21 protein-coding genes are annotated in these 25,966 nt (G+C 69.6%); 5 read left to right on the top strand and 16 right to left on the bottom strand.

Going from position 1 to position 25,966, the window contains the following annotated elements; translation table 11 throughout:
• Positions 1–33: 33 nt before the first annotated feature.
• The 9 genes from ACTWPT_RS14655 to ACTWPT_RS14695 all read right to left on the bottom strand — a co-directional run bounded on the left by ACTWPT_RS14655 (position 34) and on the right by ACTWPT_RS14695 (position 12,683).
• On the bottom strand, positions 34–969 hold the full coding sequence (locus tag ACTWPT_RS14655) for an ABC transporter ATP-binding protein (RefSeq protein WP_443177894.1): 936 nt from the start codon (positions 967–969) through the stop codon (positions 34–36).
• Positions 966–1,931 carry an ABC transporter ATP-binding protein gene (locus ACTWPT_RS14660; protein WP_443177895.1) on the bottom strand — a complete coding sequence of 322 codons (966 nt, stop codon included), beginning with the start codon at positions 1,929–1,931 and terminating at the stop codon, positions 966–968. The genes ACTWPT_RS14655 and ACTWPT_RS14660 overlap by 4 nt, the downstream gene beginning before the upstream one ends.
• Positions 1,928–2,758 (bottom strand): ABC transporter permease, encoded by an 831-nt coding sequence (locus ACTWPT_RS14665; protein ID WP_443177896.1) that lies wholly within the window; start codon positions 2,756–2,758, stop codon positions 1,928–1,930. Before ACTWPT_RS14665 ends, ACTWPT_RS14660 begins: the two co-directional genes overlap by 4 nt.
• Positions 2,751–3,710, bottom strand: coding sequence for an ABC transporter permease (locus ACTWPT_RS14670; RefSeq protein ID WP_443177897.1), 960 nt, complete (start codon positions 3,708–3,710; stop codon positions 2,751–2,753). Before ACTWPT_RS14670 ends, ACTWPT_RS14665 begins: the two co-directional genes overlap by 8 nt.
• Positions 3,710–5,323: an ABC transporter substrate-binding protein gene (locus ACTWPT_RS14675; RefSeq protein WP_443177898.1), complete on the bottom strand. Its 1,614-nt coding sequence runs from the start codon at positions 5,321–5,323 to the stop codon at positions 3,710–3,712. Before ACTWPT_RS14675 ends, ACTWPT_RS14670 begins: the two co-directional genes overlap by 1 nt.
• A 79-nt stretch (positions 5,324–5,402) precedes the next feature.
• Positions 5,403–6,086, bottom strand: coding sequence for a GntR family transcriptional regulator (locus ACTWPT_RS14680; RefSeq protein ID WP_443177899.1), 684 nt, complete (start codon positions 6,084–6,086; stop codon positions 5,403–5,405).
• Positions 6,087–6,112: 26 nt separating this feature from the next.
• Positions 6,113–6,892, bottom strand: a complete 780-nt coding sequence (locus ACTWPT_RS14685) for a hypothetical protein (RefSeq protein ID WP_443177900.1) — start codon at positions 6,890–6,892, stop codon at positions 6,113–6,115.
• A gap of 84 nt (positions 6,893–6,976) precedes the next feature.
• A complete protein-coding gene (locus ACTWPT_RS14690; protein WP_443177901.1) occupies positions 6,977–7,567 on the bottom strand; it encodes a TetR/AcrR family transcriptional regulator in 591 nt (196 codons plus the stop codon).
• Between the two features lie 265 nt (positions 7,568–7,832).
• Positions 7,833–12,683, bottom strand: a complete 4,851-nt coding sequence (locus ACTWPT_RS14695) for an Lhr family helicase (protein ID WP_443177998.1) — start codon at positions 12,681–12,683, stop codon at positions 7,833–7,835.
• A gap of 116 nt (positions 12,684–12,799) precedes the next feature.
• On the opposite strand from ACTWPT_RS14695, the gene ACTWPT_RS14700 reads away from it, so the two are divergent.
• Together ACTWPT_RS14700 and ACTWPT_RS14705 are read left to right on the top strand one after the other, a co-directional pair.
• Positions 12,800–13,288 (top strand): VOC family protein, encoded by a 489-nt coding sequence (locus tag ACTWPT_RS14700; RefSeq protein WP_305923405.1) that lies wholly within the window; start codon positions 12,800–12,802, stop codon positions 13,286–13,288.
• A gap of 240 nt (positions 13,289–13,528) precedes the next feature.
• A complete protein-coding gene (locus tag ACTWPT_RS14705; RefSeq protein WP_443177902.1) occupies positions 13,529–13,723 on the top strand; it encodes a DUF3046 domain-containing protein in 195 nt (64 codons plus the stop codon).
• Here ACTWPT_RS14705 and ACTWPT_RS14710 read toward each other — a convergent pair.
• A complete protein-coding gene (locus tag ACTWPT_RS14710) occupies positions 13,706–14,035 on the bottom strand; it encodes a hypothetical protein (RefSeq protein ID WP_443177903.1) in 330 nt (109 codons plus the stop codon). The two genes, ACTWPT_RS14705 and ACTWPT_RS14710, sit on opposite strands and share 18 nt — an antisense overlap.
• A gap of 503 nt (positions 14,036–14,538) precedes the next feature.
• On the opposite strand from ACTWPT_RS14710, the gene recA reads away from it, so the two are divergent.
• The 3 genes from recA (at position 14,539) to rny (ending at position 19,731) form a co-directional block, all read left to right on the top strand.
• A complete protein-coding gene (recA, locus tag ACTWPT_RS14715; protein ID WP_443177904.1) occupies positions 14,539–15,636 on the top strand; it encodes a recombinase RecA in 1,098 nt (365 codons plus the stop codon).
• Between the two features lie 939 nt (positions 15,637–16,575).
• Positions 16,576–17,109: a recombination regulator RecX gene (recX, locus tag ACTWPT_RS14720; RefSeq protein WP_443177999.1), complete on the top strand. Its 534-nt coding sequence runs from the start codon at positions 16,576–16,578 to the stop codon at positions 17,107–17,109.
• A 1,002-nt stretch (positions 17,110–18,111) separates the two neighbouring features.
• Entirely contained in the window at positions 18,112–19,731 is a 1,620-nt protein-coding gene (gene rny, locus ACTWPT_RS14725; RefSeq protein ID WP_443177905.1) for a ribonuclease Y, read from the top strand.
• A gap of 55 nt (positions 19,732–19,786) precedes the next feature.
• Here the strand turns inward: rny and ACTWPT_RS14730 are convergent, their stop codons facing one another.
• From ACTWPT_RS14730 to ACTWPT_RS14755, 6 genes are all read right to left on the bottom strand, one after another.
• A complete protein-coding gene (locus ACTWPT_RS14730; RefSeq protein WP_443177906.1) occupies positions 19,787–21,613 on the bottom strand; it encodes a S9 family peptidase in 1,827 nt (608 codons plus the stop codon).
• 49 nt (positions 21,614–21,662) lie between these two features.
• Positions 21,663–22,514 carry a glutamate ABC transporter substrate-binding protein gene (locus ACTWPT_RS14735; RefSeq protein ID WP_443177907.1) on the bottom strand — a complete coding sequence of 284 codons (852 nt, stop codon included), beginning with the start codon at positions 22,512–22,514 and terminating at the stop codon, positions 21,663–21,665.
• Positions 22,515–22,625: 111 nt separating this feature from the next.
• Positions 22,626–23,543 carry an amino acid ABC transporter permease gene (locus tag ACTWPT_RS14740; RefSeq protein ID WP_443177908.1) on the bottom strand — a complete coding sequence of 306 codons (918 nt, stop codon included), beginning with the start codon at positions 23,541–23,543 and terminating at the stop codon, positions 22,626–22,628.
• Positions 23,540–24,208 (bottom strand): amino acid ABC transporter permease, encoded by a 669-nt coding sequence (locus ACTWPT_RS14745; protein ID WP_443177909.1) that lies wholly within the window; start codon positions 24,206–24,208, stop codon positions 23,540–23,542. The genes ACTWPT_RS14740 and ACTWPT_RS14745 overlap by 4 nt, the downstream gene beginning before the upstream one ends.
• 58 nt (positions 24,209–24,266) lie before the next feature.
• Positions 24,267–25,130 carry a glutamate ABC transporter substrate-binding protein gene (locus ACTWPT_RS14750; protein WP_443177910.1) on the bottom strand — a complete coding sequence of 288 codons (864 nt, stop codon included), beginning with the start codon at positions 25,128–25,130 and terminating at the stop codon, positions 24,267–24,269.
• 22 nt (positions 25,131–25,152) lie between these two features.
• Positions 25,153–25,908: an amino acid ABC transporter ATP-binding protein gene (locus ACTWPT_RS14755; RefSeq protein ID WP_443177911.1), complete on the bottom strand. Its 756-nt coding sequence runs from the start codon at positions 25,906–25,908 to the stop codon at positions 25,153–25,155.
• Positions 25,909–25,966 lie beyond the last annotated feature (58 nt).

Here is a 25,966-nt window from a genome sequence, read left to right on the forward strand (position 1 = left end):
AGCTCGGGCCTAGTGGTGAACAAGCTTTCTCCCTTATCGACTTGCTGTAACAAGATGGCACGCGGCCGGATGGTCTGTGCCACTCAACGGGGGTTCGTCGGTCCGGCAGGTGTCGTACGCCAGCGGGCACCGCGTATGGAACCGGCACCCCGAGGGCGGATCCACCGGGCTCGGCACGTCACCGCTCAGCACGATCCTGCGCCGCTCTCGCTGCCTGACCGGGTCTGGCACCGGCGCCGCCGACAGCAGAGCCTGCGTGTACGGATGCCTTGGCTCCGCGAAGATCTCGGCCGTCGGCCCCGACTCCACGATCTTGCCCAGGTACATGACGGCCACGCGATCGGCCAGGAATTCCACCACGGACAAATCATGCGTGATGAACAGGCATGAAAAGCCCATATCCCGCTGCAGATCGGTGATCAGGTTGAGCACCGATGCCTGCACCGACACGTCCAGCGCCGACACCGGCTCGTCCGCCACGACCAGCTTTGGCTCCAGAATCAACGCCCTGGCCAGCCCCACCCGCTGCCGCTGCCCGCCGGACAACTCGTGCGGGAACCGCGCGCGCATCTCCGCACGCAGCCCCACTTTCTCCAGCATGGCCGACACGCGCCTGGAGGTCTCCCGCCGGTCGGCGGTCTTGTGCCTGAGCAGTGGCTCGCCGACGATCCGCTCGATGGTGAAGCGCGGGTTGAGCGACGAGTAGGGGTCCTGGAAGACCATGTGGACGTCCCTGCGCAACGGGCGCATGGCCCGGCGCGACATGTGCGTGATGTCGCGCCCGTCCAGCTCGATCCGGCCGGACGTGGGCTCGGTCAGCCGCAACACGCACTTGCCGACCGTGGACTTGCCGCTGCCGGACTCGCCGACCAGGCCGAGCACCTCACCCTGGCCGATCTCCAGCGACAGGCCGTCCACCGCGCGTACCGGGCCGTAGTGCTTGACCAGGTTGTCGATCCGCAGGATCACTGCTTGCCTCCGGGGTGGAAACAGGCCGCCAGATGGCCGGGCGCGTGCTGGTCGAGCGAGGGCCGCTCCATGCGGCAGTCGGCCTGCGCGCGCGGGCACCGGGCCTGGAACGCGCACTCGTCCGGGTCGGACAGCGGTGACGGCACCATGCCGGGGATCTCGGCCAGCCGCCCGTTGACGGCGGCGGACGGCAGGGCCTTCATCAGGCCCAGCGTGTACGGGTGCCGCGGGTTGGCGAACAGCTCGGTGACCGTGGCCTGCTCGACGGCGCGGCCGGCGTACATGACCACGGCCCGGTCGGCGATGTCGGCGACCACGCCCAGGTCGTGCGTGATGAGGATGATCGCCGTGCCGAGCCGGTCACGCAGGTCGCGGAACACATCCAGCACCCCCGCCTGGATCGTCACGTCGAGCGCCGTCGTGGGCTCGTCGGCGATCAGCACGCGAGGCGAGCAGGCCACCGCGATCGCGATCATCACCCGCTGCCGCATGCCGCCGGACAGCTGGTGCGGGTACTCCCGCATCCTGCGCTGCGGCGCCGGGATGCCGACCAGCTCCAGCAGCTCGAGGGCCCGGCTCCCGGCCGCCCGGCGGGAGAGCCGCTCGTGCCTGCGCAGCACCTCGGTGATCTGGTATCCGACGGTGAACGATGGGTTGAGAGAGGTCATCGGCTCCTGGAAGACCACCGACACCTCCTTGCCGCGGACGTGCCGCATCTCGGCCTCGGGCAGCGTCGTGAGCTCGCGCCCGCCCAGCTTCACCGACCCCGACAACCTGGTCGTATCCGGTGGCAGGAGCCGGGGCACCGACATCGCGGTGACCGACTTGCCGCAGCCGGACTCGCCGCACAACGCCAGGATCTCGCCCTCCTCCAGGGTCAGCGAGATGTCCCTGACGGCCTGCACCAGGCCGTCCTCGGTGTCGAAACCGACCGCCAGGTCGGCGATCTCCAAGAGGCTCATCGGAAGCTCCTCGGGTCCAGGACGTCACGCAGCCCGTCGCCGAGCAGGTTGAAGCCCAGCGTGGCCAGGGCGATCATCACGCCGGGCCAGATGGCCAGCCAGGGCGCGTCGCCCAGGTACTGCTGCGCGGTGGTCAGCATCACGCCCCACGACGGGGTCGGCGGCTGCACGCCCAGTCCCAGGAACGACAGTGTGGACTCGCCGATGATGGCCGCAGGGATGGCCACCGTGGCCTGCACGATGAGTGGGTTGGCGCAGTTCGGGAGCACGTACCTGAAGATCAGGTAGGGATCGCTCGCGCCGTCGGCGACGGCCGCGGCCACGTAGTCCATCTCCCTGACCGCCAGCACCTCGCCGCGGGTGATCCGGATGACGGCCGGCAGCTGGGCGAAGCCCAGCGCCAGCACCACGCCTCTCAGCGAGGGCCCGATGATCGCCGCCAGTCCCACCGCGAACACCAGGAAAGGGAACGCCAGCGTGACGTCCACCAGCCGCATCACGACGGGGTCCAGCCAGCGCCGGTAGAAACCGGCGACCAGCCCGATCGGGATGCCCACGGCCATCGCCAGCAGCGTGGACAACACGCCGGCCTGCAACGACACCTGCGCACCGTGCGCGATCCTGGCGAAGGCGTCCCTGCCCAGGTCGTCGGTGCCCATCGGGTGCGCGGCCGACGGCGGGGCCAGCGTCGCCACGTAGTCCTGCGCGGCCGGATCGCCCGTCACCAGCGGCCCGGCCAACGCCAGTAGCAGGAACGCGGTCACCAGCATCAGCCCGGCCATCGGCATCGGCCGCCGGCGGAAACGCCGCCACAACCGGTCAATCATGGCGGGCCCCCGACAGCCTGATCCGCGGGTTGAGCGCCGCGTAGGTGAGGTCGACCAGCAGGTTGACCAGGACGTACCCGACGACAGTGATCAACACGACGGCCTGGATGACCGGGTAGTTCCTGGTCAGCACCGCGTCCACGGTCAGCTTGCCGAACCCGGGGATCACGAAGATCTGCTCGGTCACGACCGCGCCGCTGATGAGCGCGCCGAGCTGCAGGCCGAGCACGGTCACGACGGTCGTCAGGCTGTTGCGCAGCGCGTGCGCGCCCACGACCTTCACCTCGGACAGGCCCTTCGACCTGGCGGTCCTGACGTAGTCGGCCGACAGCGCGCCCAGCATGGCGGAGCGGGTCTGCCGCATCAGGATCGCCGCGAAGCCGGTGCCGAGCACGAGGGCGGGCAGGATCATGCGCTGCAGGTTCGCGGGCGGATCCTGGAAGAAGGGGACATACCCGGAAGCGGGCAGCACCCGCCAGGTGACCGCGAACAGCAGGATGCCGAGCAGGCCGAGCCAGAAGTGCGGCACCGACAGCCCCGCCAGGCCGAACCCGGTGGCCACGTAGTCGGCCGGCTTGCCGCGCCGGACGGCGGCCACGATGCCGGCGCCCACGCCGACGACGATCGCGACCAGCATGGCCAGCGCAGACAGCTCCAATGTCACCGGCAGCCGCTCGGCGATGATGTCGATCACCGGCAGCTGGTCCTGCGTCGAGCGGCCGAAGTTGCCGGTGATGGTCTGGGCGACGTAGTCCAGGTACTGGGCGGGCAGGGGCTTGTCCAGGCCGAACTCCTTGCGGATGGCCTCGACCACGGCGGGCGAGGCCTCCTCGCCCGCCATGACCGTGGCCGGGTCGCCAGGCAGCGCCCTGACCCCCAGGAAGATCAGGATGCTGGCCAGGAACAACACGATCACCGCCGACCCGCAGCGCCGCAGAATGAACCAGAGCATTACGCGGCGAACCCGGCGGTGACGAAGCGCGGCAGGCCGTCCTTGAAGTACTGGACGCCCGCGACGGTCTTGCTCATGCCCAGGTAGTACTTGCTGTGGTACAGGTACAGGACGCCCCTGATCTCAGCGGCCTTCTTCATGGCGGACGCATACAGCTCGGCGCGCTTGGCGACGTCGGACTCGGCGGCGGCCTGCTTGATCGGGTCGTCGATGCCCGGGTCGGACATGCCGCTGTAGTTGTTGCTGCCGCGGCTGGTGATGAGGTTCGTCAGGTTGCCGTCCGGGTCCACACGGCCCGACCAGCCGTTCAGCAGGACGTCGAACTTGCCGGACTTGCCCTGCTCCAGCGTGCTGACGAACTCGGCGGTCTGCACGCTCACGTTGAAGCCCGCCTCCTTGGTCATCTGCTGGATGACCTGCGCCAGGCGTACGTTGGTCGCGTCGTTGGGGCTGGTGAGCGTGACCGGGATCGGCGTCGCCACGCCGCTGGCCTGCACGAGTTGCTTGGCCTTGGCCAGGTCGCGCTTGAGGCAGGTCAGACCCCCGGCCCGGTACCGGCTGTCCATCGGCACGGGGAAGCAGTCGGGTTCGTGCAGGCCGTTGTATACCGCCTTGTTGATCAGGTCGCGGTCCAGCGCCAGCTCGAAGGCCTCGCGTAGCTGCGGGCTCTTGGCCAGCGCCGTGTTCACCGTGCCGGGCTTCTCGGTGGAACCGTCGGCATTGCCGGTGTTGATCGTGATGCCGTAGTAGCCGAGGCCACCGCCCGACACGACTGCGAGGTTCGGATCGCTCTGCACGCCCTTGACCGTGGTCGTGGCGAGCTGGTCGGCCACCTCCACGTCGCCGGACTTGAGGTTCGCGGCCCGGACGTTCGGGTCCACGATGATCTTGTATACGATCTTGTCGAGTTTGACCTTGGCGGCGTCGTAGTAGTCGGCGGACTTCTCCAGCACGATCTGGCTGCCCGACGTGCGGCCGGCGAACTTGAACGGCCCCACGCACACCGGGCTCGCGCCGAAGTTGTCGCCCGCCGCGTCCAGCGCCTTCGGCGACATGACCATGCCGGCGCGGTCCGCGAGCTGGGCGGTCAGCGGCGTGAACGCCTGCGTCAGCGTGAGCTTCACCGTCGTGGGATCGACCACGGCGACCTTGGACACCGCCGCCAGATCGGCCTGCCGCGCGGACTTCTCCCAGGTGCGATGCCGGTCCAGCGACTTCTTGACCGCCTCGGCGTCGAACGCCGTGCCGTCGTTGAACGTCACACCCTCGCGCAGCTTGATCGTCACCTCCTTGCCGTCGCCGGACACCTCGGGCAGGGCGGCGGCCAGCTGGGGGACCAGCGTGGCCTGCGCGTCGATGTCGTAGAGCTTCTCGCACATGTTCACGAACACCTCGCGGCCCACCAGCGTGGTCGAGATGCTCGGGTCGAGTGCGTCGGGATCGGCGTTGAGCGCCACGTTGAGAGTGCCCCCTGCCTTGACCGCCCGGTTGTCGGCCGTGGCGGCGGCGATGGAGGGAGGGGCGGCGGGCGTGCTGCTCGAGCCGTTTCCTCCGCCGCAAGCCGTCAGGCCGAGGGGGAGGACGGCGAGCGCCGCGAGGAGCCTGGGTCTCATATGTGCCTCCGTGGGAACCGGTTTAGGAGACTGTATACAAGACTTTACATTTCACAGGGGTTCAGATTACGGGCTGTTGTTAACTCGGTATTTCGGACTGCTTCGATGAGCGGCCCATGGCCGCCAGGAACGACCGCCGTGCCGCCGCCACATGCGCGACGGCTCTGGCCTGCGCCTCGTCCTCGTCGCCCGCCGCGATGGCCTCGCACAGGCTGAGGTGCTCCGACCAGGAGTGCGGCCCGCGTACGGACGCCGTCTGGCTGAAGACCCACTGCGCCCGCTGCAACATCGGCTTCATCATGAGGCTCAGGTAGGAGTTGCCCGTCGCCTCGCCGACGGCCAGGTGGAAGGCGGTGTTGAGGTCGGCCACCTCCTCGAGCCGGCCGGCCTCCACGGCCTCCTTGGCCTGCTCGAGCATCCGGCGCAGCCGCTCGGCGGTGGCCGGGGTGCGCTTGCGTGCCGCCAGCCGCGCCGCCAGCCCTTCGATCGCCATGCGTACGTCGAACAGCTCCTCGGCCTCCGCGGCGGACAGGCACGCCACCGTGGCGCCCAGGCGGGGGACGACCTCGACGAAACCCTCGGCGGCCAGCACCCGGATGGACTCCCGCACCGGGTTGCGCGACACGCCGAGCTGGGCGGCCAGCCGGTCTTCGACCAGCCGCTCGCCTTGGGCGAGCTCGCCGGAGAGTATGCGGCGCCGCAGCTCCCCGGTGACCTCGTCGCGCAAGGTCCGGTGGGCCGCGCCCAGCGTCACATCAGCCATCTCGGGAGCCATCGTATACAGCGCCGTCACTTCGTCCGCTCGGGATGCCAGTCGTCCTTCGTCGCCTCCCTGCTGACCTCCCACATGCGGTCGAACTCCGCCTTGAAGTGCTCGTACCAGAAGTGGTCGCGACGCGAGGTGAGAGTGAAGAACGGGTCCCGGCCGGCCGCGCTGTGCGTGCCCAGTTCGACGTGGATGACGCCGTCGTCCTCGTGGGCATCCAGCAGCACCAGCCCGAACGCGGGCACGAACGGCAGGAACCGCACCTCCACGCCCTCCAGATCGCGCAACAGGTAGAGCGTGGACTTGACCCGGTGCTCGAACATGTCGGATCGGTCGGGAATCGTGCTTCTCCTGGCCGCTTCCTCCGGGACCGCGCCCTGGGGATCGATCAGCAGGACCTGGACCGACGCCCCGCGGGCCAGGCTCTTGCGCAGTTGCTCGACGTGAGCGCGGATCGTGCGGCTCAGCGTCACCCCCGCGAAGCGGATGTCGGCGGCGCGGGCGACTCGCTCGTCGAGCCCCTTCTTCTCGGTGGTCAGGAAAGCGTCACCGGCCAGCTTCGACTCCACCAGGCGGTTGAGGTCGGCCACCCGCGCTTCGAGGTCGGCGACCTGGTGCCGGGGGCCGAGCGCGTTCACCGCGACCAGAGCCAGTGTGGCCAGGATCGCGGCGCTCACGACCTGCGTGTTGACGACGCTGAAGACGCCGAGCACGCCCACGACCAGCGCGATGAGCGCCGTCAGGTAGATCTCGAGGTTCTTGCCGGTGCTGAAGTCCGCGCGTAAGCGCTCCAGAGGCCCCATGCACTCAGTTTCCCGCCTTGGCGCGGCGCACGATCCATGAACGTCCGACTGTCCGGCGGCACGTACAGAATTTGCACGGATCTTTCAAACGCGTGGCTGAGAGAGCCGGTCGAACACGGACTCCACCGCGGCCGGCAGCCGTGCCGGATCGTCGCCCACGAGCGCCCGCCCGGCGTAGTAGGCCGCCAATCCCATCTCCGCCGCGATGGCGGCGATCTCCCTGCTCGCGCCCTGGCCGGCGAGCAGGTCGCGCAGGAGCTCGGCGTATCGGCGCTGTTTGGTGAGGCTGCGGGCGAGCAACTCCGGATGGCTGGCGACCAGCCGCTCGTGCCGGGTGTAGCCGGCGGGCTCGGCGATGATCCGCCGCACGTAGGACACGACGATGCGACGCGCCACCTCCAGCGCGGCCGGAAGCGAGTTTCCGATCGGTTGCTCCCTGGTGATCTGGCCCGCCTCGGTCAGCACCGCTTCGAGATCGCCCCCGTCGGAGAAGACGACTTCCTGCTTGTCGCCGAAGTAGCGGAAGAAGGTGGCCCGCCCGACCTGAGCGCGCTCGGAGATGTCGGCGACCGTGACTTTGTCGAAGCCGTGCTCCTCGAACAGCGCATGGGCCGCCTCGATGATCGCCTCTCGGGACCTTTGCTGCTTGCGCTCCCTGAGCGAGCCCTGCTCCATACGCATCAGTCTATTGACCGGGACGCTGCGATACTAAGTATCATACGAGACTGAGTCTCAATATTTTCGGCGACTTCACGACCGCGGATGGGGCGTTCGTACCGGAACGTGTACGTCTACGCCTTCGAGTGACGGGCCGGTCGCATGGTCAAGAGCGCCGAATACGCCAACCCCGTGACGTTCTGCACGACCTTTCCCACCACTCCGGGCTGCTGACCGCCCTCTGATCGGCCAGGGGCAGACGCCACCCCAGGCACTCCTCAGGTCAGGCGCGCAAGCGCAGTCCCCGGGGCGTCGGGTGGAACCCGGCCGCCTCCAGCGCCGCCGCCAGCGGCGACTCGATGATGGAAGCGCCGTCGGCGCGCTCGACCGTCAGCTTCCCCAGCGCCCCGTCCCGTACGGCGAGGGCCAGCGCGTCCACGGCAGGCTGCAGCCGCTCGTCGTCGGTGAACGACAGCAGCGTCTTGCCGCCCCGCTCGACGTAGAGCACCAGGTGGCCGTCGACCAGCACGACCAGCGACCCGGCCTTCCTGCCGGGCTTGTGCCCGACGTCGCCCGGGTGCTGCGGCCAGGGGAGCGCGGCACCGTACGGGCTGGCCGGGTCGGCCGCGGCCAGCACCACGGCCCGCGGCCCTGTTCCACCGCCCTTTCTCGGCGGCAGGGTGCCAGGTCCTGCCGCATAGGCCGAGGCGTCGTCGCCGCCCGTCGGGGCGATGCCGGGGGCCATGGCGCGCATCCGGTCCACCGCTCCGGGCAGGGCGAACTGCGCGCCACCGAGCCCCTCCACGAAGTAACCCCGGCGGCACCGGCCGCTCTCCTCATACGTCCGCAAGACCTGATAAATGGGCGTAAATCCCCCGGGGAGCCGTTCCGACGTCACCGCACCCCGGGTCACCACCCCGTGCCGTTCCAGCAGGACCTCGGCCTGGGCCTGGGCCCGCTGGGTCGCGTCCGCGCCCGGTGCGGGCAGCAGCCACCACCGCCCGGCCACGGTCGGCGGCCCGCTCCTGGTCGGCAGCACCGCCCGGCGCCGCCGCGTCGTGGCGGGCCGGTGCGCGGGACGCCCGGTGCCGAGCGTGGCCCGCAGCGGCGCCAGCGTGTCCCCCGACACCCGCCCCGACCACACCAGGTCCCACAGCGCGGACACCAGCGTCTGGTCGTCCAGCGACCCCAGCTGGTCGGAGATGCCACGGAAGAACAGGGCACCGCCGCCGCCCAGCAGCTCAAGCACACGTTCGTGAACCGGTGTCATCGTGATCTCGGCGGGGTCGGGCAGCAGCAGCGGCGCCGTGTCGGCGAAGTAGAGCGACACCCACCCGTCACCGCCGGGCAGCGTCCCTTGCCCCGCCCACATGACCTCGCCCGATGAGGTCAGCTCGTCGAGCAGCGCCGGATGGTAGCCCGGCACCCGCGACGGCAGCACGAGCGTCTCCAGTGCGGACGCGGGCACGGCGGCCCCCTGAAGCTGCTCGATGGAGCGGACCAGCGCGTCCATTGCCCGCGCCGCCCCGGCTCCGCCCCGCGTCCCCAAGCCACCCGCACTGCCCCAGCCCGACCCCGAGGCGCCGGGTCCGCCCTGTCCTGCCCAGCCGGGGCCCGAGGATGCCGGACCACCCGTGCCGGTGATGCCGTGCCAGGCAGCCAGGAACAGGGCCAGCGTCTCCGGCGCGACCGGCTCGACCTCCTTCCGCAGCCGGGCCAGCGACCTGCGCCGCAACATCCGCAGCACCCCGGAGTCGCACCACTCCTCACCCCGCCCGCCGGGCCGGAACTCCCCGCTGACGACCCGCCCTGACGCGGCCAGCCGCCGCAGGGCGTCGGTCACCACGGCCACGCCGAGCCCGAAGCGGGCGGCGGCCGTACTGGAGTGGAAGGGGCCGCGGGTGCGGGCGTGCCGCGCCACCAGGTCGGCCAGCGGATCGGGCACCGGCTCCAGGAACACGTGCGGCACCCCCACGGGCAGCGGCACGCCCAGCGCGTCACGCATCCGCGCCGCGTCCTCGATCGCCGCCCACTGCTCCTCGCCCGCGATCCGCACCTTGATGGCCCGTCGCGCGCGTACGAGCTCCTCCAGCCAGGCCGGGTCGCCGCCGCGTACGCTCACGTCGGGCGCCAGCAGCGGCCCGTGCGAGCGCAGCAGGTCCGCGAGGTCCTCCAGGTCGCGCAGCGGCCGGTCGAGCCTGGCCAGCTCCCGCTCGCTGTCGGAGATCACGTCGGGGTCGAGCAGCTCGCGCAGGTCGGCCTGGCCGAGCAGCTCGGCCAGCAGCGTGGTGTCCAGCGCCAACGCCTGCGCCCGGCGCTCGGCCAGGGGCGCGTCCCCCTCGTACATGAACGCGCCCACGTAGTGGAACAGCAGCGACGCCGCGAACGGCGAGGCCTGCGAGGTCTCCACCTCCACGAGCCGCACCTGGCGCGCCGCGATGTCCCGCATGAGCCGCACCAGCCCCGGGACGTCGAAGACGTCCTGCAGGCACTCGCGCATCGTCTCCAGCACGATCGGGAACGACGCGTACTGCGAGGCCACCCCCAGCAGGTGGGCGGCCCGCTGCCGCTGCTGCCACAGCGGGCTGCGCCGGCCGGGCACGCGGCGCGGCAGCAGCAGCGCCCGCCCCGCGCACTCCCTGAACCGGGAGGCGAACATGGCCGAACCGCCCAGCTCCTCGGTGACGATCTGCTCGATCTCCTCGGCGTCGAACGCGGCCACGTCAGTGGGCGGCTCGGCCAGCGTGTCCGGGATACGCAGCACGATGCCGTCGTCGGAGTGCACGGCCTGCACGTCGACCCCGTAACGCTCGCGCAGCCGCCGGTTGATCGCCAGCGCCCACGGGGCGTGCACCCGCGCGCCGTAGGGGGAGTGGATCACCACCCGCCAGTCGCCGAGCTCGTCGTGGAAACGCTCGACGAGCAGCGTGCGGTCGTCGGGGACGTAGCCAGTGGCCTCCCGCTGCTCCCGCAGGTAGGCCAGCAGGTTGCCCGATGCGTATTCGTCGAGGCCGGCCGCCCGCATCCGCTCCGTCGAGTCGTCCTTGGCCTGCTCGCGCAGGAACTGCCCGATCGCCCGGCCCAGCTCCGCCGGCCGTCCTGGCGCATCGCCGTGCCAGAACGGCAGCTTGCCCGGCTGCCCGGGCGCGGGCGAGACGAGGACCCGGTCGGCGGTGATGTCCTCGATCCGCCACGACGTCGCGCCCAGCACGAACACGTCGCCCACGCGCGACTCGTAGACCATCTCCTCGTCCAGCTCGCCCACTCTGGAGGCCCGCTCGCCCACCAGGAACACGCCGAACAGGCCCCGGTCGGGGATGGTGCCGCCGTTCGTGACCGCCAGCCGCTGGGCGCCGGGCCGCCCCTGGAGCGTGCCGGTGACCCGGTCCCACACGACGCGTGGCCGCAGATCGGCGAACTCCTCGCTCGGGTAGCGCCCGGCCAGCATGTCGAGCGTGGCCTCCAGCGCGCTGCGCGGCAGCGTGGCGTAGGGAGCGGCCCGCTTGACCACTGACTCCAGCTCGTCGACCGTCCACTCCTCCAGCGCGGTCATCGCGACGATCTGCTGGGCCAGCACGTCGAGCGGATTACGCGGATAGCGCAGCTCCTCGATCTGACCGCTCTTCATGCGCTCGGCCACCACGGCGGTCTGCACCAGATCGCCCCGGTATTTGGGGAAGATCACGCCCTTGGACACCGCGCCGACCTGGTGACCCGCGCGGCCGATGCGCTGCAGCCCGCTGGCCACGCTGGGCGGCGCCTCCACGCACGCGACCAGGTCCACCGCACCCATGTCGATGCCCAGCTCCAGGCTGGAGGTGGCGACCACGGCAGGCAGCCGGCCCGACTTGAGCGCCTCCTCGATCTGTGCCCGCTCCTCCTTGGAGACCGAGCCATGGTGCGCGCGCACGATCTCCGTCACGACGCCCTTGCTCGCCCCGGCCTGCGCCATCATGTCGGCCGGCATCCGCTTGGGCGGCTCCCACCTAGAACCGCCGGGGGCCCGCTTGCCACCGGGCCCCTGCTCCCGGATCGAGCCGTCAAGTGTCCCCTCGCCACCGGGCCCCGGCTCCGGGATCGAGCCGCCGGGTGTCCCCTCGCCACCGGGCCCCTGCTCCGGGATCGAGCCGCCGGGTGTCCCCTCGCCACTCGGCCCTGTCTCCCAGATCGACAGGTCGATGGCATCGGCGCCGTGCTCCCGCTCGTAGGCGAGCTCATTGAGCCTGGTGCACAGCCGCTCGGCCAGCCGCCGCGAGTTGGCGAACACGATCGTGGAGCTGTGCGCGTCGATGAGATCGAACAGCCGGTCTTCGACATGGGGCCAGATCGACCTGTTGGCGGGCTCCGGGGCGAAGTCGTCGCCCTCCGCCCGCGGCCCGCCTTCCATCTCGGTCATGTCCTCGACCGGGACCACGACCTCGATCTCGATCCGCTTGTCCGCCGGCGGTTGCACCACGGTGGCCGGCCGGGTCCCGCCGAGGAACGCCGCCACCTCGCTCACCGGCCGCACCGTCGCCGACAGCCCGATCCGCTGGGCGGGCCGCTCGAGCAGCGCGTCCAGTCGCTCCAGGCTGAGCGCCAGATGCGCGCCGCGCTTGGTGGCCGCGACTGCGTGCACCTCGTCCACGATCACCGTCTCGACCCCGCGCAGTGCCTCCCTCGCCTGGCTGGTGAGCAGCAGGAACAGCGACTCCGGCGTCGTGATCAGGATGTCGGACGGTTTGGCCGCGAACTTCCTGCGGTCCTCGGCGGGCGTGTCGCCGGAGCGGATCGCCACCGAGATCTCCGGGACGGGCAGCCCGAGTCGCCGCGCCGTCTGCTTGAGACCGGCCAGCGGCGCGCGAAGGTTGCGCTCCACGTCCACGGCTAGCGCCTTGAGCGGCGACACGTAGAGCACCCGCGTCCCCTTGCTCCCGACCGGCCCTTTGAGCGGCCCTTTGAGCGGCCCTTTGGGCGGCTCTTTGGGCGGCGCCGCCGCCAGCCGGTCGAGCGACCACAGGAACGCCGCCAGCGTCTTGCCCGACCCGGTAGGCGCGACGACCAGGGTGTTGTCGCCGCGCGAGATCGACTCCCACGCCCCCTCCTGGGCGGTCGTGGGAGCTTGGAAGGCTCCAGTGAACCATTGCCTGGTCATCTGGCTGAACTGGTCTAGCGAGCTCACCAGCACATACTGCCTCGCGCCACCGACAGAAATCGCATTGGCCCGGCAGCGTGCGATTGAGGCGGGGTTCTGGCGGACATACAGCGACCGTGACCATTGATTACGCGGCCATCGAAGCCCGCCGAGCGGAAATCAGGCAGCGCTACGTCTTACCGCGCCGACCATCGAGCAGCGCGCGCGGGCTGCACCACATCGCCCTGCTATCGTCGAATGTGGAGCGCACCATCCAGTTCTACCAGGACCTCCTGGAGTTCCCGCTCACGGAGATCATCGAGAACCGCGACTACAAAGGCTCGAACCACTTCTTCTTCGACATCGGCAACGGCAACCTGCTCGCGTTCTTCGACTTCCCTGGGCTCGACCTGGGCCCGTACCAGGAAGTGCTCGGCGGGCTGCACCACATCGCGATCTCGGTCGACCCCGCCACGTGGGAGCGGTTGCGCGGGAAACTGGAGATGGCCGGCGTGCCGCACCAGATCGAGAGCGGCGCCTCCATTTACTTCAAGGACCCCGATGGCGCCCGGCTGGAGCTGCTCGCCGACCATCTCGGTGAGATGTACGGCGCGCGGGTGTTGTGACCTAACGTCGCGACGCCCTGCGCGTACGCGGCCTGCCCGCACGGGGCTCCTGCCTGATACCGGCATGCCTTTCTGATCGCTCGGCTTTCTCCTTCTGCACGGCGAGGCGCAGCGTGAGCAGTAACTGGCGGCGCCTGGCCCGGTGGGCCTTCGTCTTGGCGGTCTTCGGGGGTGAAGACTTGGGGGTCTTTGGCATGCGGTTGTCTTACCCACCCTCCGCGCGATTCCATACTTGTTTCCATGCGGTTGACGGAGTTCTGGAGACGGATGAAGGCTCATTTCGGCGAGACGTACGCCGAGTCGTGGGCCCGCGACTACGTGATCGCCCCGCTCGGCGGGCGTACGGTCATGCAGGCGCTGGCCGACGGGGAGAGCGCCAAGACCGTCTGGCGGGCCGTCTGCCAGGTGGAGGACGTCTCATCCAAGCTGCGCTGAGCCGAGGGTCTCCCGTAGCGCGCCGGCCGTGCGCTCCAGGTCGTCCGCGCGGCCATGGCCGCCGTCCGACCACAGGAACTGCCATCCGCTGCTCGTCGGAGTGGCGAAAATGATCGTCTGACGGCCCGTGTGCGGGTGCCACACCCACAACACCGGATCGTTGCCGCCGACCATGCGGCTCACCAGACCCTGGTTGGGCAGCAATTCGGCGAGCGCCTCGAGATGAGCGCGCCGTTCCCCGGTGTAGCCGCTCGCCACGTCGCCGCCTCCAACCGTCGCCGCTGCAGTGAGTCTCCCCAGCTCACCGCGCATGACAACATCGTCAGGGGAAGCTCTCGAACCAGTCGGGGCCGCTGTTCCCCACCGGTGGCGGTGCCTCTGAGCGCCATCCTCTGGCGCCTGCCGGCAGCGGGATGGCCCGAGCTGCCGTACGAGCGGCAGCAGGGTGGCCCGAGCTGCCGTACGAGCAGGCCGACGCGATACTTAAGCCCCTGGACATCGGCATGCACCAGCTCACCTTGCCGGGCCCGAGCAATGCCCTCCAAGCCGTTCCCTGTGACCCTGCGCCTCCTCACCGCTCCGAAGACGGGCGATCGACGGTGGCCGGAGGGCGGGCGATCGACGGCGGCCCGTGCTTCTATATGCACCTGCGTATCCCTGTGTATTCCTGCGTGTTCCTGATGTGATCGAACAGTCGTTCGGCTAAGATGGGACAACGCCGAGCCACGTCTTCCCCGGCAGTCGCAGAAAATGTCGGTGGCAGGTCGTAGCTTTCACTCGACTGATCGGACCACGACCCTCCAGGGGGAGCTCCCATGGCTATCAACGACCGCGAGAAGGCCCTCGAGACCGCGCTCGCTCAGATCGAGCGGCAGTTCGGCAAGGGCTCAGTGATGCGCCTGGGCGACGACGCCCGAGCTCCCATCGAGGTGGTCCCTACGGGGTCGATCTCTCTTGACGTGGCGCTCGGCATCGGCGGCCTGCCGCGCGGCCGCATCGTCGAGGTCTACGGCCCTGAGTCGTCGGGTAAGACCACGGTCGCCCTGCACGCGGTGGCCAACGCCCAGCGGGCCGGCGGCATCGCGGCGTTCATCGACGCCGAGCACGCCCTCGACCCCGAATACGCCAAGAAGCTGGGGGTCGACACTGACGCCCTGCTGGTCTCCCAGCCCGACACGGGCGAGCAGGCGCTCGAGATCGCCGACATGCTGATCAGGTCCGGCGCCGTGGACATCATCGTCATCGACTCGGTGGCCGCGCTCGTGCCCAAGGCCGAGATCGAGGGCGAGATGGGCGACAGCCACGTCGGCCTCCAGGCCCGCCTCATGTCCCAGGCCCTGCGCAAGATCGCCGGCGCCCTCAGCAACACCGGCACCACCGCCATCTTCATCAACCAGCTCCGCGAGAAGATCGGCGTCATGTTCGGCAGCCCCGAGACGACGACCGGCGGCAAGGCGCTCAAGTTCTACGCCTCGGTGCGCATGGACATTCGCCGCATCGAGACGCTCAAGGACGGCACGGAGGCGGTGGGCAACCGCACCAGGGTCAAGGTCGTGAAGAACAAGATGGCCCCGCCCTTCCGCGTCGCCGACTTCGACATCCTCTACGGCGTGGGCATCTCCCGCGAGGGCGGTCTCATCGACATGGGTGTCGAGCACGGCTTCGTCCGCAAGTCCGGGGCTTGGTACACGTACGAGGGCGACCAGCTCGGTCAGGGCAAGGAAAACGCCCGCAACTTCCTGAAGAACCATCCCGACATGGCCAACGAGATCGAGAAGAAGATCAAGGACAAGCTGGGCGTGGGCCCGCGCCTCGACGCCCCCGCCGAGGCCGCTGCCGCTACCGCCCCGGCCCCGGCCGCCGCCCCTTCCGGCCGCGGCTCGAAGTCCACTCCCAAGCCGGGCGACGTCTGATCGTCCGTCCCATGAGTGACCTGAACCGGCCACAGGTGCCCCGCACTCGGGGCGCCTGGCCCGGATGTCCTCGCGGGTTCCTGCACGGGTCCCGCGCCGCCACCTTCGCCGGAGGGGGAGGAGCCTTTGGCTAGCTCACCATCGCGCGGACGGGACCTGGCTCGTTCGGCGTCGGACGGCTGGCCGTCGGTCGACGAGTGGCGCGAGCAACGCGACAACCGCCTTCGCGCCTCGGAAGCAGGAACCGCCGACACGGGGGACGCGACCACGCCGCCCGCGGACGACCCACCCGCCGCCCCCATGCACAGCCGGGCGGACACCGGGTGGCAGGAAGCCACCGGCGAGCGCCCCAAGGGCCGACAAGCCGCCGACACCAGCGGCCACTCCGCCGAACCCCGCTCCGGAGAGAACGCTCCTACAGCCGACCAGGCGGACACTGGACGGGATCTCGGCGACGAGACCCCTGACGGCGGCTACGGAGGCGAGGGATGGCACTCCGAGGTGCTGGCCGGCAGCAGCTGGTTCGCCAATGTCCAGGCGGACGGCGGCAACGAACGACCGGCCAGAGGACGCCGATCCGACGATCTTCCCGTCGATCACTCCAATGAGCACCTTGACGACCGCTCCAACGGCCTGACCGGGAAAAGACCACGAGCCGGCCGGAAGGGCCAACGTTCCGACCAGCAGACCCGACGGGCCACCTGGGAGGCCCAGCGTTCCGATGGGGATGCTCAGGGGGCGAGCTGGGAGGGCCAGCAGGCTGACCGGGAGGCGCGATGGGGTGGCCTTGGGGCCCAGCGTTCCGATGGGGATGCTCACGGGGCGAGCTGGGAGGGCCAACAGGCTGACCGGGAGGGCCAACAGGCTGACCGGGAGGGCCAGCGTCCCGGGCGGAGAGGGCGGGGGTCAGGTGAGAGAGGCCGACGGGGTCGTGGCCGGCTGCCCGACGGGCCTGACAGCCCTGCCGGGGCAGGACCCGATGCCGACCCGGAGTCGGTGGCCCGGGCCATCTGCCTGCGTCTCCTCACGATGGCTCCCAAGACGCGAGCCCAGCTCGCCGACGCCCTCCGCAAGCGGGACGTGCCGGAGGAAGCCGCCGAGGCAGTGCTCAGCCGGTTCTCCGAGCTCGGCCTGATCAACGACGAGGCGTTCGCGGAAGCCTGGGTCGACTCCCGGCACCACGGCCGCGGCCTGGCCCGACGCGCCCTGGCAGCCGAGTTGCGCCACCGGGGCGTGGACAACGACACGGTGAAGGAAGCCGTGGAGCGCCTGGACCCCGACCAGGAGGCGGAGACGGCCCGTCGGCTGGTGGATCGTAAGCTCGCCGCCACCCGATCCCTGGACCCGCAAACGCGCACCCGCCGCCTCGCGGGCATGCTCGCCCGCAAGGGCTACTCCTCCGGCCTGGCCTACCGCGTCATCCGGGAAGCCCTGGAGGAGGAAGGCATCGACCTCGAAACCGACTTTCCCTAGACTTCCCCTCACATTTGGCGCTCCGCGCTGTGACAACCCGCCCCATCGACGCCCCTCCCGCCATGCTCGCCGGACCGGCAGCCCGCGTGCCGGACAGAACGGGGTCCGCTCGGGTCCGACGCTGGGTGGTCCGCTTGCCGGAGAACGGCGTCAGCTCGGGCCCTTCTAGGCCGTCCGCTGGCCGGCCACGACGGGGTCCCTCTGGCCCGCCTGGGCCGTCCGCTTGCCCGGCCGTCCGTTTGCCCACTCGCTCGCCGGCCGCCCACTCGCTCGCCTGCCGCCCGCTCGCCCGCCTGCTCGCTCGCCCGCCCGCCGGCCGCTCGCCCGCCCGCCCGCTCGCGCGCCCGCTCGTCCGGTCGCTCGTCCGCCCCGCCGCTCGCCCTTCCGCGCCGCGGTCCGCTAGGCCGTCGGCGGTCCGCTAGGCCGTCGGCGGTCCGCTCGGCCGGCGGCTCGCTCGGCCCGGCCGGCCGTCGGCGGGCCGCGGGTGCTTCGCGCTCTCCCTCCAGAGCAAAGAGCGGAGTTTGCGTTTCGTTCACCTTTCTCCGCTCCTTGGATGGGTTGGGACTGCGGGTGTGGCTGCGTCCGGCCAGGTCACGCGTCATCGTCGTGGTCCCCGGAACGCCTGGTCGGACGGGGGCGACGGGCTCGGGTAGGGGCAATACCGGCATTAATGGGGGATATTGGACCGAATGTGGAGCTGCAGGCCTGTAAGACACGCTTGATAACGCGTTTGCTTGCTCGTGACCAGTTCGACGCATAACCTCGACGACAGTGAGGGAGTTACTCCGCGCAGCGCGGATTGCCATACCGGTGAACGACGGACGAACGAGCTTGGTTGATCGAGGCGGGAGAGGTGTCGGCTTTCGCAGTCGACGCCCGGTCAGCCTTGGCTTGACATCGATCCTGGCGCCGAACGGGCTCTGCGTGGCGCGCTTGTAACCCCCTCCCATGTCTGGGTCCGCGTTATGAGGTGTTGACGAACGCGAGGAGGGCGGGGCGCACATGGGGCCGCTGGTCGTGGTGCTGATGGTGGCGGTGCTCGTGCTCGCGTTCGGGATGATCGTCGCGCTTCTCGTCGTCATACGCCGCACGTCCGGCAGCGTGCCGAAAGCGGGGGCCAAGCCGAGCCCCGAGCAGATGCAGGCCGCGCACGAGGAGATCGAGCAGGCACGTGAGGAGGCGCGGGAGATCCGCCACAAGGCGGAGACCGACGCCGATGAGATGCTGCGCAGGTCAGAGGCGGCCGCCGAGAGCGCCGCGCAGATGCGCCGCGAGGTCGAGCAGGAGAGTCGGATACTCAAGTCCGAGCTCAAGGAGCTGCGTGCCGACCTCGAACGCCGGGAAGCCAGACTGGCCGAGCGGGAGCAGCGGCTGGATGAGGAGGCCAGGCGGCAGGCCGATCGGGACAGGAAACTGGCCGAGACCGAGGTCGAGCTCGCTGACCGGCGCGAGGAGCTGCTCCAGGTGGAGGAGGAGCGTCGGGTCGTCTTGGAGCGGGTCGCCGGGCTGACCACCGACCAGGCCAAGGCCGAGCTGGTCAAGGAGATCGAGAACCAGGCCAAGCGCGAGGCCGCGCTGATCGTCAGGGAGATCGAGGGTGATGCCCGCAAGGAGGGCGAGAAGCGGGCGACCAAGATCGTGACGCTGGCCGTGCAGCGGGTCGCGGCGGAGCAGACCGCGGAGTCGGTCGTCAGCGTGCTGCACCTGCCTGGGGACGAGATGAAGGGCCGCATCATCGGCCGCGAGGGCCGCAACATCCGGGCCTTCGAGTCGACCACCGGCGTGAATCTCATCATCGACGACACCCCCGAGGCGGTGTTGTTGTCCTGTTTCGACCCGGTCAGGCGGGAGACAGCGCGGCTCACACTCGAGAAGCTCGTGCTCGACGGCCGCATCCACCCGCAGCGCATCGAGGAGGCGCACGATCGCAGCCGCCAGGAGGTGCAGGACCTGTGCGCGCGGGCAGGTGAGGACGCCCTGGTGGAGCTGGGCATCACCGACATGCATCCGGAGCTGACGCTGCTGCTCGGGCAGCTGAGGTACCGCACCTCGTACGGGCAGAACGTGCTGAAACACCTCATCGAGTCCGCGCACATCGCCGGGATCATGGCCGCCGAGTTGAAGATGAACCAGACGCTGATGAAGCGCTGCGCCCTGCTGCACGACATCGGCAAGGCACTCACGCACGAGGTCGAGGGCAGCCATGCGCTGATCGGCGCGGAGATCGCCCGCCGCTACGGCGAGGAGGAAGACGTGGTGCACGCCATCGAGGCGCACCACAACGAGGTCGAGGTACGCACCGTCGAAGCGGTGCTCACGCAGGCCGCCGACGCGATCAGCGGCAGCCGGCCCGGCGCCCGCCGGGAGTCCTTGGAGGCGTACGTCAAGCGGCTGGAGCGGCTGGAGGAGATCGCGCAGTCGTACGAGGGCGTGGAGAAGGTGTTCGCCATGCAGGCCGGGCGGGAGATCAGGGTCATGGTCAAGCCGGACGCGATCGACGACATCCAGGCCCAAGTGATCGCCAGGGACGTGGCCAAGCAGGTGGAGGAGGAGCTCACCTACCCCGGGCAGATCCGGATCACGGTCGTACGGGAGTCGCGCGCCACGGAGTTCGCCCGGTGAGCAAGGGCCCGTTGAGCAAGAGCCTGTTGAGCAAGAGCCTGTTGAGCAAAGCCCGTTATGTGAAGATCTGCTGGTAGAAGGCCAGTTCGGCGGCCAGGGCGGCGCTGCGGGTCTCGGTGCGGCGGAAGCCGTGCGACTCGCCGTCGAAGGCGAGGTACGTGCAGGCGATCCCACGCTCTGACAGCGCGTCGGCGAAGGCCGCGGACTGCTCGGGCGGTACCACGGGATCGTCGAGCCCCTGCAACAACAGCATGGGGCAGGAGACGCCGTCGACGAGGGCGAGCGGCTCGCGAGTGGTGTACACCTGCGGATCTTCCGGTCCGACCAGCCACTCCACGTAACGTGAGGCGAAGTCGTGGGTGTGCGCGGCAAGCGGGGCCAGCATGCTGATCCCGTAGTACGCCACGCCGCCGGCGAACACATCGGACCGGCAGCAGGCGGCCATCACGGTCCAGCCGCCGGCGCTCCCACCGCGTGCCGCGATCCTGGCAGGGTCGGCATGGCCCTCGGCGGTCAGCCATGCGGCGGCGGCGAGCGTGTCCGCCACGTCCAGCAGTCCCCACTGCCCCTTCAGCCGCTCGCGGTAGGCCCTTCCATAGCCCGTCGAGCCGCTGTAGTTGACGTCGAGCACGCCGATGCCGCGCGAGGTCAGGAACGCCTTCTCCAGGTCGAGTGCGGTGTCGGCGTGCGCGATCGGCCCGCCGTGCACGAAGATCACGTAGGGCGGCGCTCCGCCCTCGGTGGCCGGGCCGTACGGAGGGTAGAGAAAGGCGTGGATGTCCTCGCCGGAGCGCGGCACCCGCACCGCCTGCGGCACGGGCAGTAAGGCTGGGTCCGGCAACCGTTCAAGGTCCTGCTGCAGCGCTCGGCTCCGGCCGGTGGGAGTGTCCACGCTGACGACGGACCGGGGAACGGCGGGGGCGTATCCGATCCCGGTCACGGTCGTGCCGTCGGCGGCCAGTGTCCCGTCCCACCCGCTGTAGGGCATGTCGAGGTCGGTGAGGGCGCCCGACGCCGGGTCGAGCACGCCCAGACGCAGGTCCGCGTGCCCGTGCAGGACGGCCAGCCGCCCATCCTCGAGCACAGCGTACGGCCGGCCGCCCAGGAGCCGCGGCGGAGGGGTGAACTCCTCTTCGGCCGGGCAGAGCGCCTGCGCGCCGTCGCCGTGCAGGCCGACCTCGTAGAGGTTCCACCAGCCGGAGGAGTCGGAGATGAGGTAGAGGCGGGAGTCGTTCTTCCACGTCGGCGCCAGCACGGACTCCGATGCGCCGCCCCGCACCGTCCACGCGCCGCCGCCCGACAGGGACGTGACGCGTAGCTCCGTGCCGTCCCATGGTCTGCGTGGATGGTTCCAGCAGACGTAGGCCAGATGCCGCCCATCGGGTGAAATGGCGGGAGAGGCGTAGAAGTCGCACCCGGTGGCCCATTCGCGGACGTCGCCGCCGTCCAGCGGGACCGACACCACTGCCCGGGTGACCTTGCCGTCCTCGGCGTGCCGCTCTCGTACGCACCACACCTGGCCGTCGTGGACTAGCAGATCGGCGTAGCGGCAGCCCTCCGGCGTGAGAGGTTTCGGCTCGCCGTTATCACCCAGAATGTAGAGGCGCTGATCCTCGTAGTTGGCGAAGACCACCTCGCCCGCAGGGGTCACGGCGTAGGGACGGCCGCCGTCCTCGTGGACCCTGGTGCGCGCGCTCCACGGCGCAGGAAGCAGCTCACGGCAGGTGCCGTCGGCGGCGCGGCACATGAGTGTGGTGCGCCCGCCCTCGCCCGGGCGGTCCTCCGTCCACCACACCCGGCCGTCCCGGGCCGCCGGCCAGGCGGGGCGCACGCCCGAACCCGCCACGTCTCTGGTCGAAATGGGGGAGGGCCAGAAAGGCATACCCGCATCCTGCCGGAAGATCGCCCAGCATGCGGGCGGTCCCCCGAGATCAGGGGCATCCCTCGGCCCGCGGGAGGGACGAGGGCAGCCTGAGCCCCGTCCTGCCGAACCACTTGTGCAGCAGCCGGGGGGCCGTGCCGTCCCGCCACATCTCGATGATCGCCCGATTGACGGCCTCGCAGGTGGCGGTGTCACCCATCTTCAGCCCCACGCCCCACTTCTCCCGGAGGAACGGGTCGTTCAGCAGCCTGAACCGGCCAGGCTCGGCCTCGGCGAAGCCGGCCAGGATCAAGTTCTGGGTGCTGATCGCGTCGAGCTGGCCGGCGGCGAGCATGCTCACGCACTCGGAGTAGTTCCTCGCGGGCACCAGCTCCGCCGGCAGATCCAGCATGCCGTCCGGCGGCGGATCCACGATCCGCCGGTACGAGTTCGACCCCTCCGCCAGGCAGATTCGCTTATTCCGAAGATCGGTCACCTTCCTGATGCTGGTGTTGTCGGCGCGGACCATCGTGTCCTGCTCGACGAGCACGTATGGCCCGCCGAAGGTCACGTGGCGCTTGCGGGCCTCGGTGATGGCGTAGGTGGCGAAGATCATGTCCACGGTGCCGTTCTGGAGCAGCGCCTCACGGGTGGACGAAGGCGACTCCCGCCACGTGATCTGCACGTCCTCGCCGCCGGCCAGCGCCTTGACGACGTACCTGGCGACGTCCACGTCGAACCCCTGAGGGTCGCCGGGGCCGGCCTTCAGCCCCAGGCTCGGCTGATCCCACTTCGTGCCGACGACGACCTGCTTGGCACCCCTGATCTTCTCCACGACGGTCGAGTACGCGCCCCCGCCTTGGCATGCGGCCAGGGTCACCACCATCACCATGGCCGTCCCCGCGAACGCCGCCCCCAGCATGCTTCGAGTGTGTGCGCTGGGAAACGCCCGGAAACCGGTCTTACCCGAGATGTGGACGTTTCTTGGCGTTTTACGGGTACACGGGCGGCGGGCGCTCGGCCCGCCGCCCGGTCATTCCCCTGTGTCGGACAGAGCCACGCCGGTCACGGCGCCGCCCATGCCGGCCGCCAGGGCGATGGAGCCCGCGCCGGGCGGCACGATGGGCCCCGCGGCGGTCTTGCGGCTGCGCCTGCTGCGCCGCTCCAGCCAGGTGGCCAGGTAGCTCAGCGCCATGTTGAGCAGCACGTAGATGATCCCGATGACGATCGCCGCCGGGATCAGCGAGCCGAAGAAGACGGCAGGCAGGATCTTGAAGCCGGTGTTGAGCAGGTCGACGTAGGCGATGATGTAGCCGAGCGCCGTGTCCTTCAGCAGCACCACGAGCTGGCTGACGATCGCCGGCATCATCGCCGTGACGCCCTGCGGCAGCAACACCAGCCGCATGACCTGGTTCTTGCGCATGCCCACCGCGTACGCGGCCTCGGACTGCCCCTTCGGCACCGCGTTGACGCCGGCCTTCACGACCTCGGCCAGCACCGAGCCGTTGTAGAGGGTCAGGCCCAGGACCACGGCCATGAACGAGTAGTCGCCGCCGCCCATCAGCGTGGGCGCCAGGTAGAAGATGAAGAAGATCAGCAGCAGCAGCGGGATGGCCCGGAAGACCTCGACCACCACACCGGCCGGGATCCGGATCCAGGCGTGGTCGGACAGCCTGGCCAGGCCGAAGATCGCGCCGAAGGCCAGCGCCAGCACCGAGGCCACCGCCGCGGCCCGCAGCGTGCCGATCAGCCCGGGGACGATGTAGTTCTCCCACGTGGACCACTGCAGGAACGGCTGCCAGATCTTGCCTTCCCACTGGCCCTTGGCGTCGAAGCCGGCCCAGATGCCGTACAGCGCACCTGCCACTAGGGCGACGCCGATCGCCGTGAGGAGGCCGTTGCGCACTCGCGCGCGAGGGCCGGGGGCGTCGAACAGGATGGAGGTGCTCATCGGGCCACCGCCATGCGTCGTGCCAACCAGCCGGTGAAGAAACCGACGGGCATGGTCAGCGCCATGAACGCGACGACGATGCCCAAGAAGATCGGGATCGACGCGCCCGTCGTGTCGAACGTCTCCTTCATCTCGGCCGCCGCGTCGGCGAGGAATCCGCCGGCGGTGGCCACCGTGGTGTTCTTGATCATGGCGATCATCACGCTGCCCAGCGGCGCGATGACCGCGCGGAACGCCTGCGGCAGGATGATCATCGTCAGCGACTGCATGAACGTCAGCCCGATCGCCCTGGCCGCCTCTGCCTGCCCGAGCGGCACCGTGTTGATGCCGGCGCGCAGCGCCTCGCACACGAACGCGGCGGTGTAGGCAGACAGTCCCATCGCGACGAGCCAGAAGGAGTTGGTCAGCGGCGTCTCGGAGAAGACCAGGCCGAGCTGATCGCTCAGGCCCAGCGCCGAGAAGGCCAGCACCAGGGTCAGCGGGGTGTTGCGCACCACGTTGACGTAGACCGTGCCGGCCGCGCGCAGCACCGGCGTCGGAGAGACCCGCATCGCCACCAGGATCGTGCCGAGGATCAGGGAGGCCACCGCGCCCACGAGCGAGAGCTTGACGTTCTCCAGGAAACCCAGTGAGAGGTTGGGGGCGTACTTGATTAGTTCGTCCATCGTGCTCCACCACATAGAGCGGCGGCGACCGGGTTTCCGGCCGCCGCCTCTGGCGTGATCAGCTGCAACCCTCGGCCGGCGGGGCCGACGTGGACACCTGCAGACCCTGAATGCCGCCGAACCACTTGTCCAGCAGCTGCTTCATGGTGCCGTTGTCCCACAGCTTCTTCACCGCGGTGTTGACGGCCTCGCAGGTCTTGGTGTCGCCCTTCTTGAGGCCGATGCCGTACTTCTCGTCCGTGAAGCCCTGGCCCAGCACCTTGAAGTTGCCACCGGCCTGCTTGGCGAAGCCCGCCAGGATCAGGTCGTCGGTGGTGACCGCGTCGAGGTTGCTGCCGTTGAGCTTCTGCACGCACTCGGAGTAGTTGGCGGCGTCGACGGTCGTCGCGTCGATGTCGAGCTCGCCGTCCGGCGGCGGGTCGGTGATCCGCTTGTAGGAGTTGGAGCCCGCGGCCTTGCAGATCTTCTTGCCCTTGAGGTCCTGCGGGGAGGCGATCGAGGCGTCGTCCTTGCGGACCATGACGTCCTGGTGCGCGATGACGTACGGGCCACCGAAGGTGACCTTGGCCTTGCGCTCCTCGGTGATGGAGTAGGTGGCGAAGACGATGTCGACCGTGCCGTTCTGGAGGAACGGCTCGCGGTTGGACGAGGCCGACTCCTTCCACTCGATCTCCACGTCCTTGCCGCCGGCCATCTCCTTGACGACGGCCTTGGCCACGTCGACGTCGAAACCCTCGGGCTCGGCGCCCTTCTTCAGGCCCAAGCTCGGCTGGTCCCATTTGGTGCCGACGACGATCTTGCTCGCCCCCTGGACCTTTTCCACCACAGTGGCGTAGGACTGGCCCCCGCCGCCACAAGCGGTCAGGCCCGCGGCCAGTGCCGCTACCGAGAGCGCTATGGCTCCCGCTCGACGCATGTGCATGTGTACCTGCCCTCGTAATAAATCAGTGCGTGAGGATCTTCGAAAGAAAGTCGCGCGCCCGGTCGGTCTGCGCGTTCGTGAAGAACTCGTCGGGAGTGTTCTCCTCCACGATCTGGCCGTCTGCCATGAAAACCACCCGGTTGGCGGCCCGGCGGGCAAAGCCCATCTCGTGCGTGACGACCATCATGGTCATCCCGTCACGGGCCAGCCCGATCATGACATCGAGCACCTCCTGCACCATCTCGGGGTCCAGTGCCGAGGTCGGCTCGTCGAACAGGATCATCTTCGGGTCCATGGCCAGCGCTCTGGCGATCGCGACCCTCTGCTGCTGGCCGCCGGAGAGCTGAGCCGGGTATTTATCCGCCTGCGCCGCGATGCCCACCCGCTCCAGAAGCTCCATCGCCCGCTTGCTGGCGGCGTCCTTGGAGACGCCGCGCACCTTGGTCGGGCCGAGGGTGACGTTCTCCCGGATGGTCTTGTGGGCGAACAAGTTGAACGACTGGAAAACCATGCCTACTTCAGAGCGTAGCCTGGCCAGCGCCTTGCCCTCGGCGGGCAGCACCTGACCGTCAAATATGATCTTCCCGTCGTCGATCGTCTCCAACCGGTTGATCGCGCGGCAGAGCGTTGACTTCCCCCCGCCCGATGGGCCGATGACGACCAGGACCTCGCCACGAGAGACGGTCAAGTTGATGTTCTTCAGGACGTGCAAGGCCCCGAAGTGCTTGTTGACGTTCTCCAACTGCACCAGTGGAGTGCCGTCGCCGTTCTCCGTCATGGAACGAAACGGTAGAGGGCATTAAGACGCTGGTCACTAACCGAGTGGTACCGATCCG

The organism is Nonomuraea sp. 3N208, assembly GCF_052245935.1.
Classification (GTDB): Bacteria; Actinomycetota; Actinomycetes; order Streptosporangiales; family Streptosporangiaceae; genus Nonomuraea.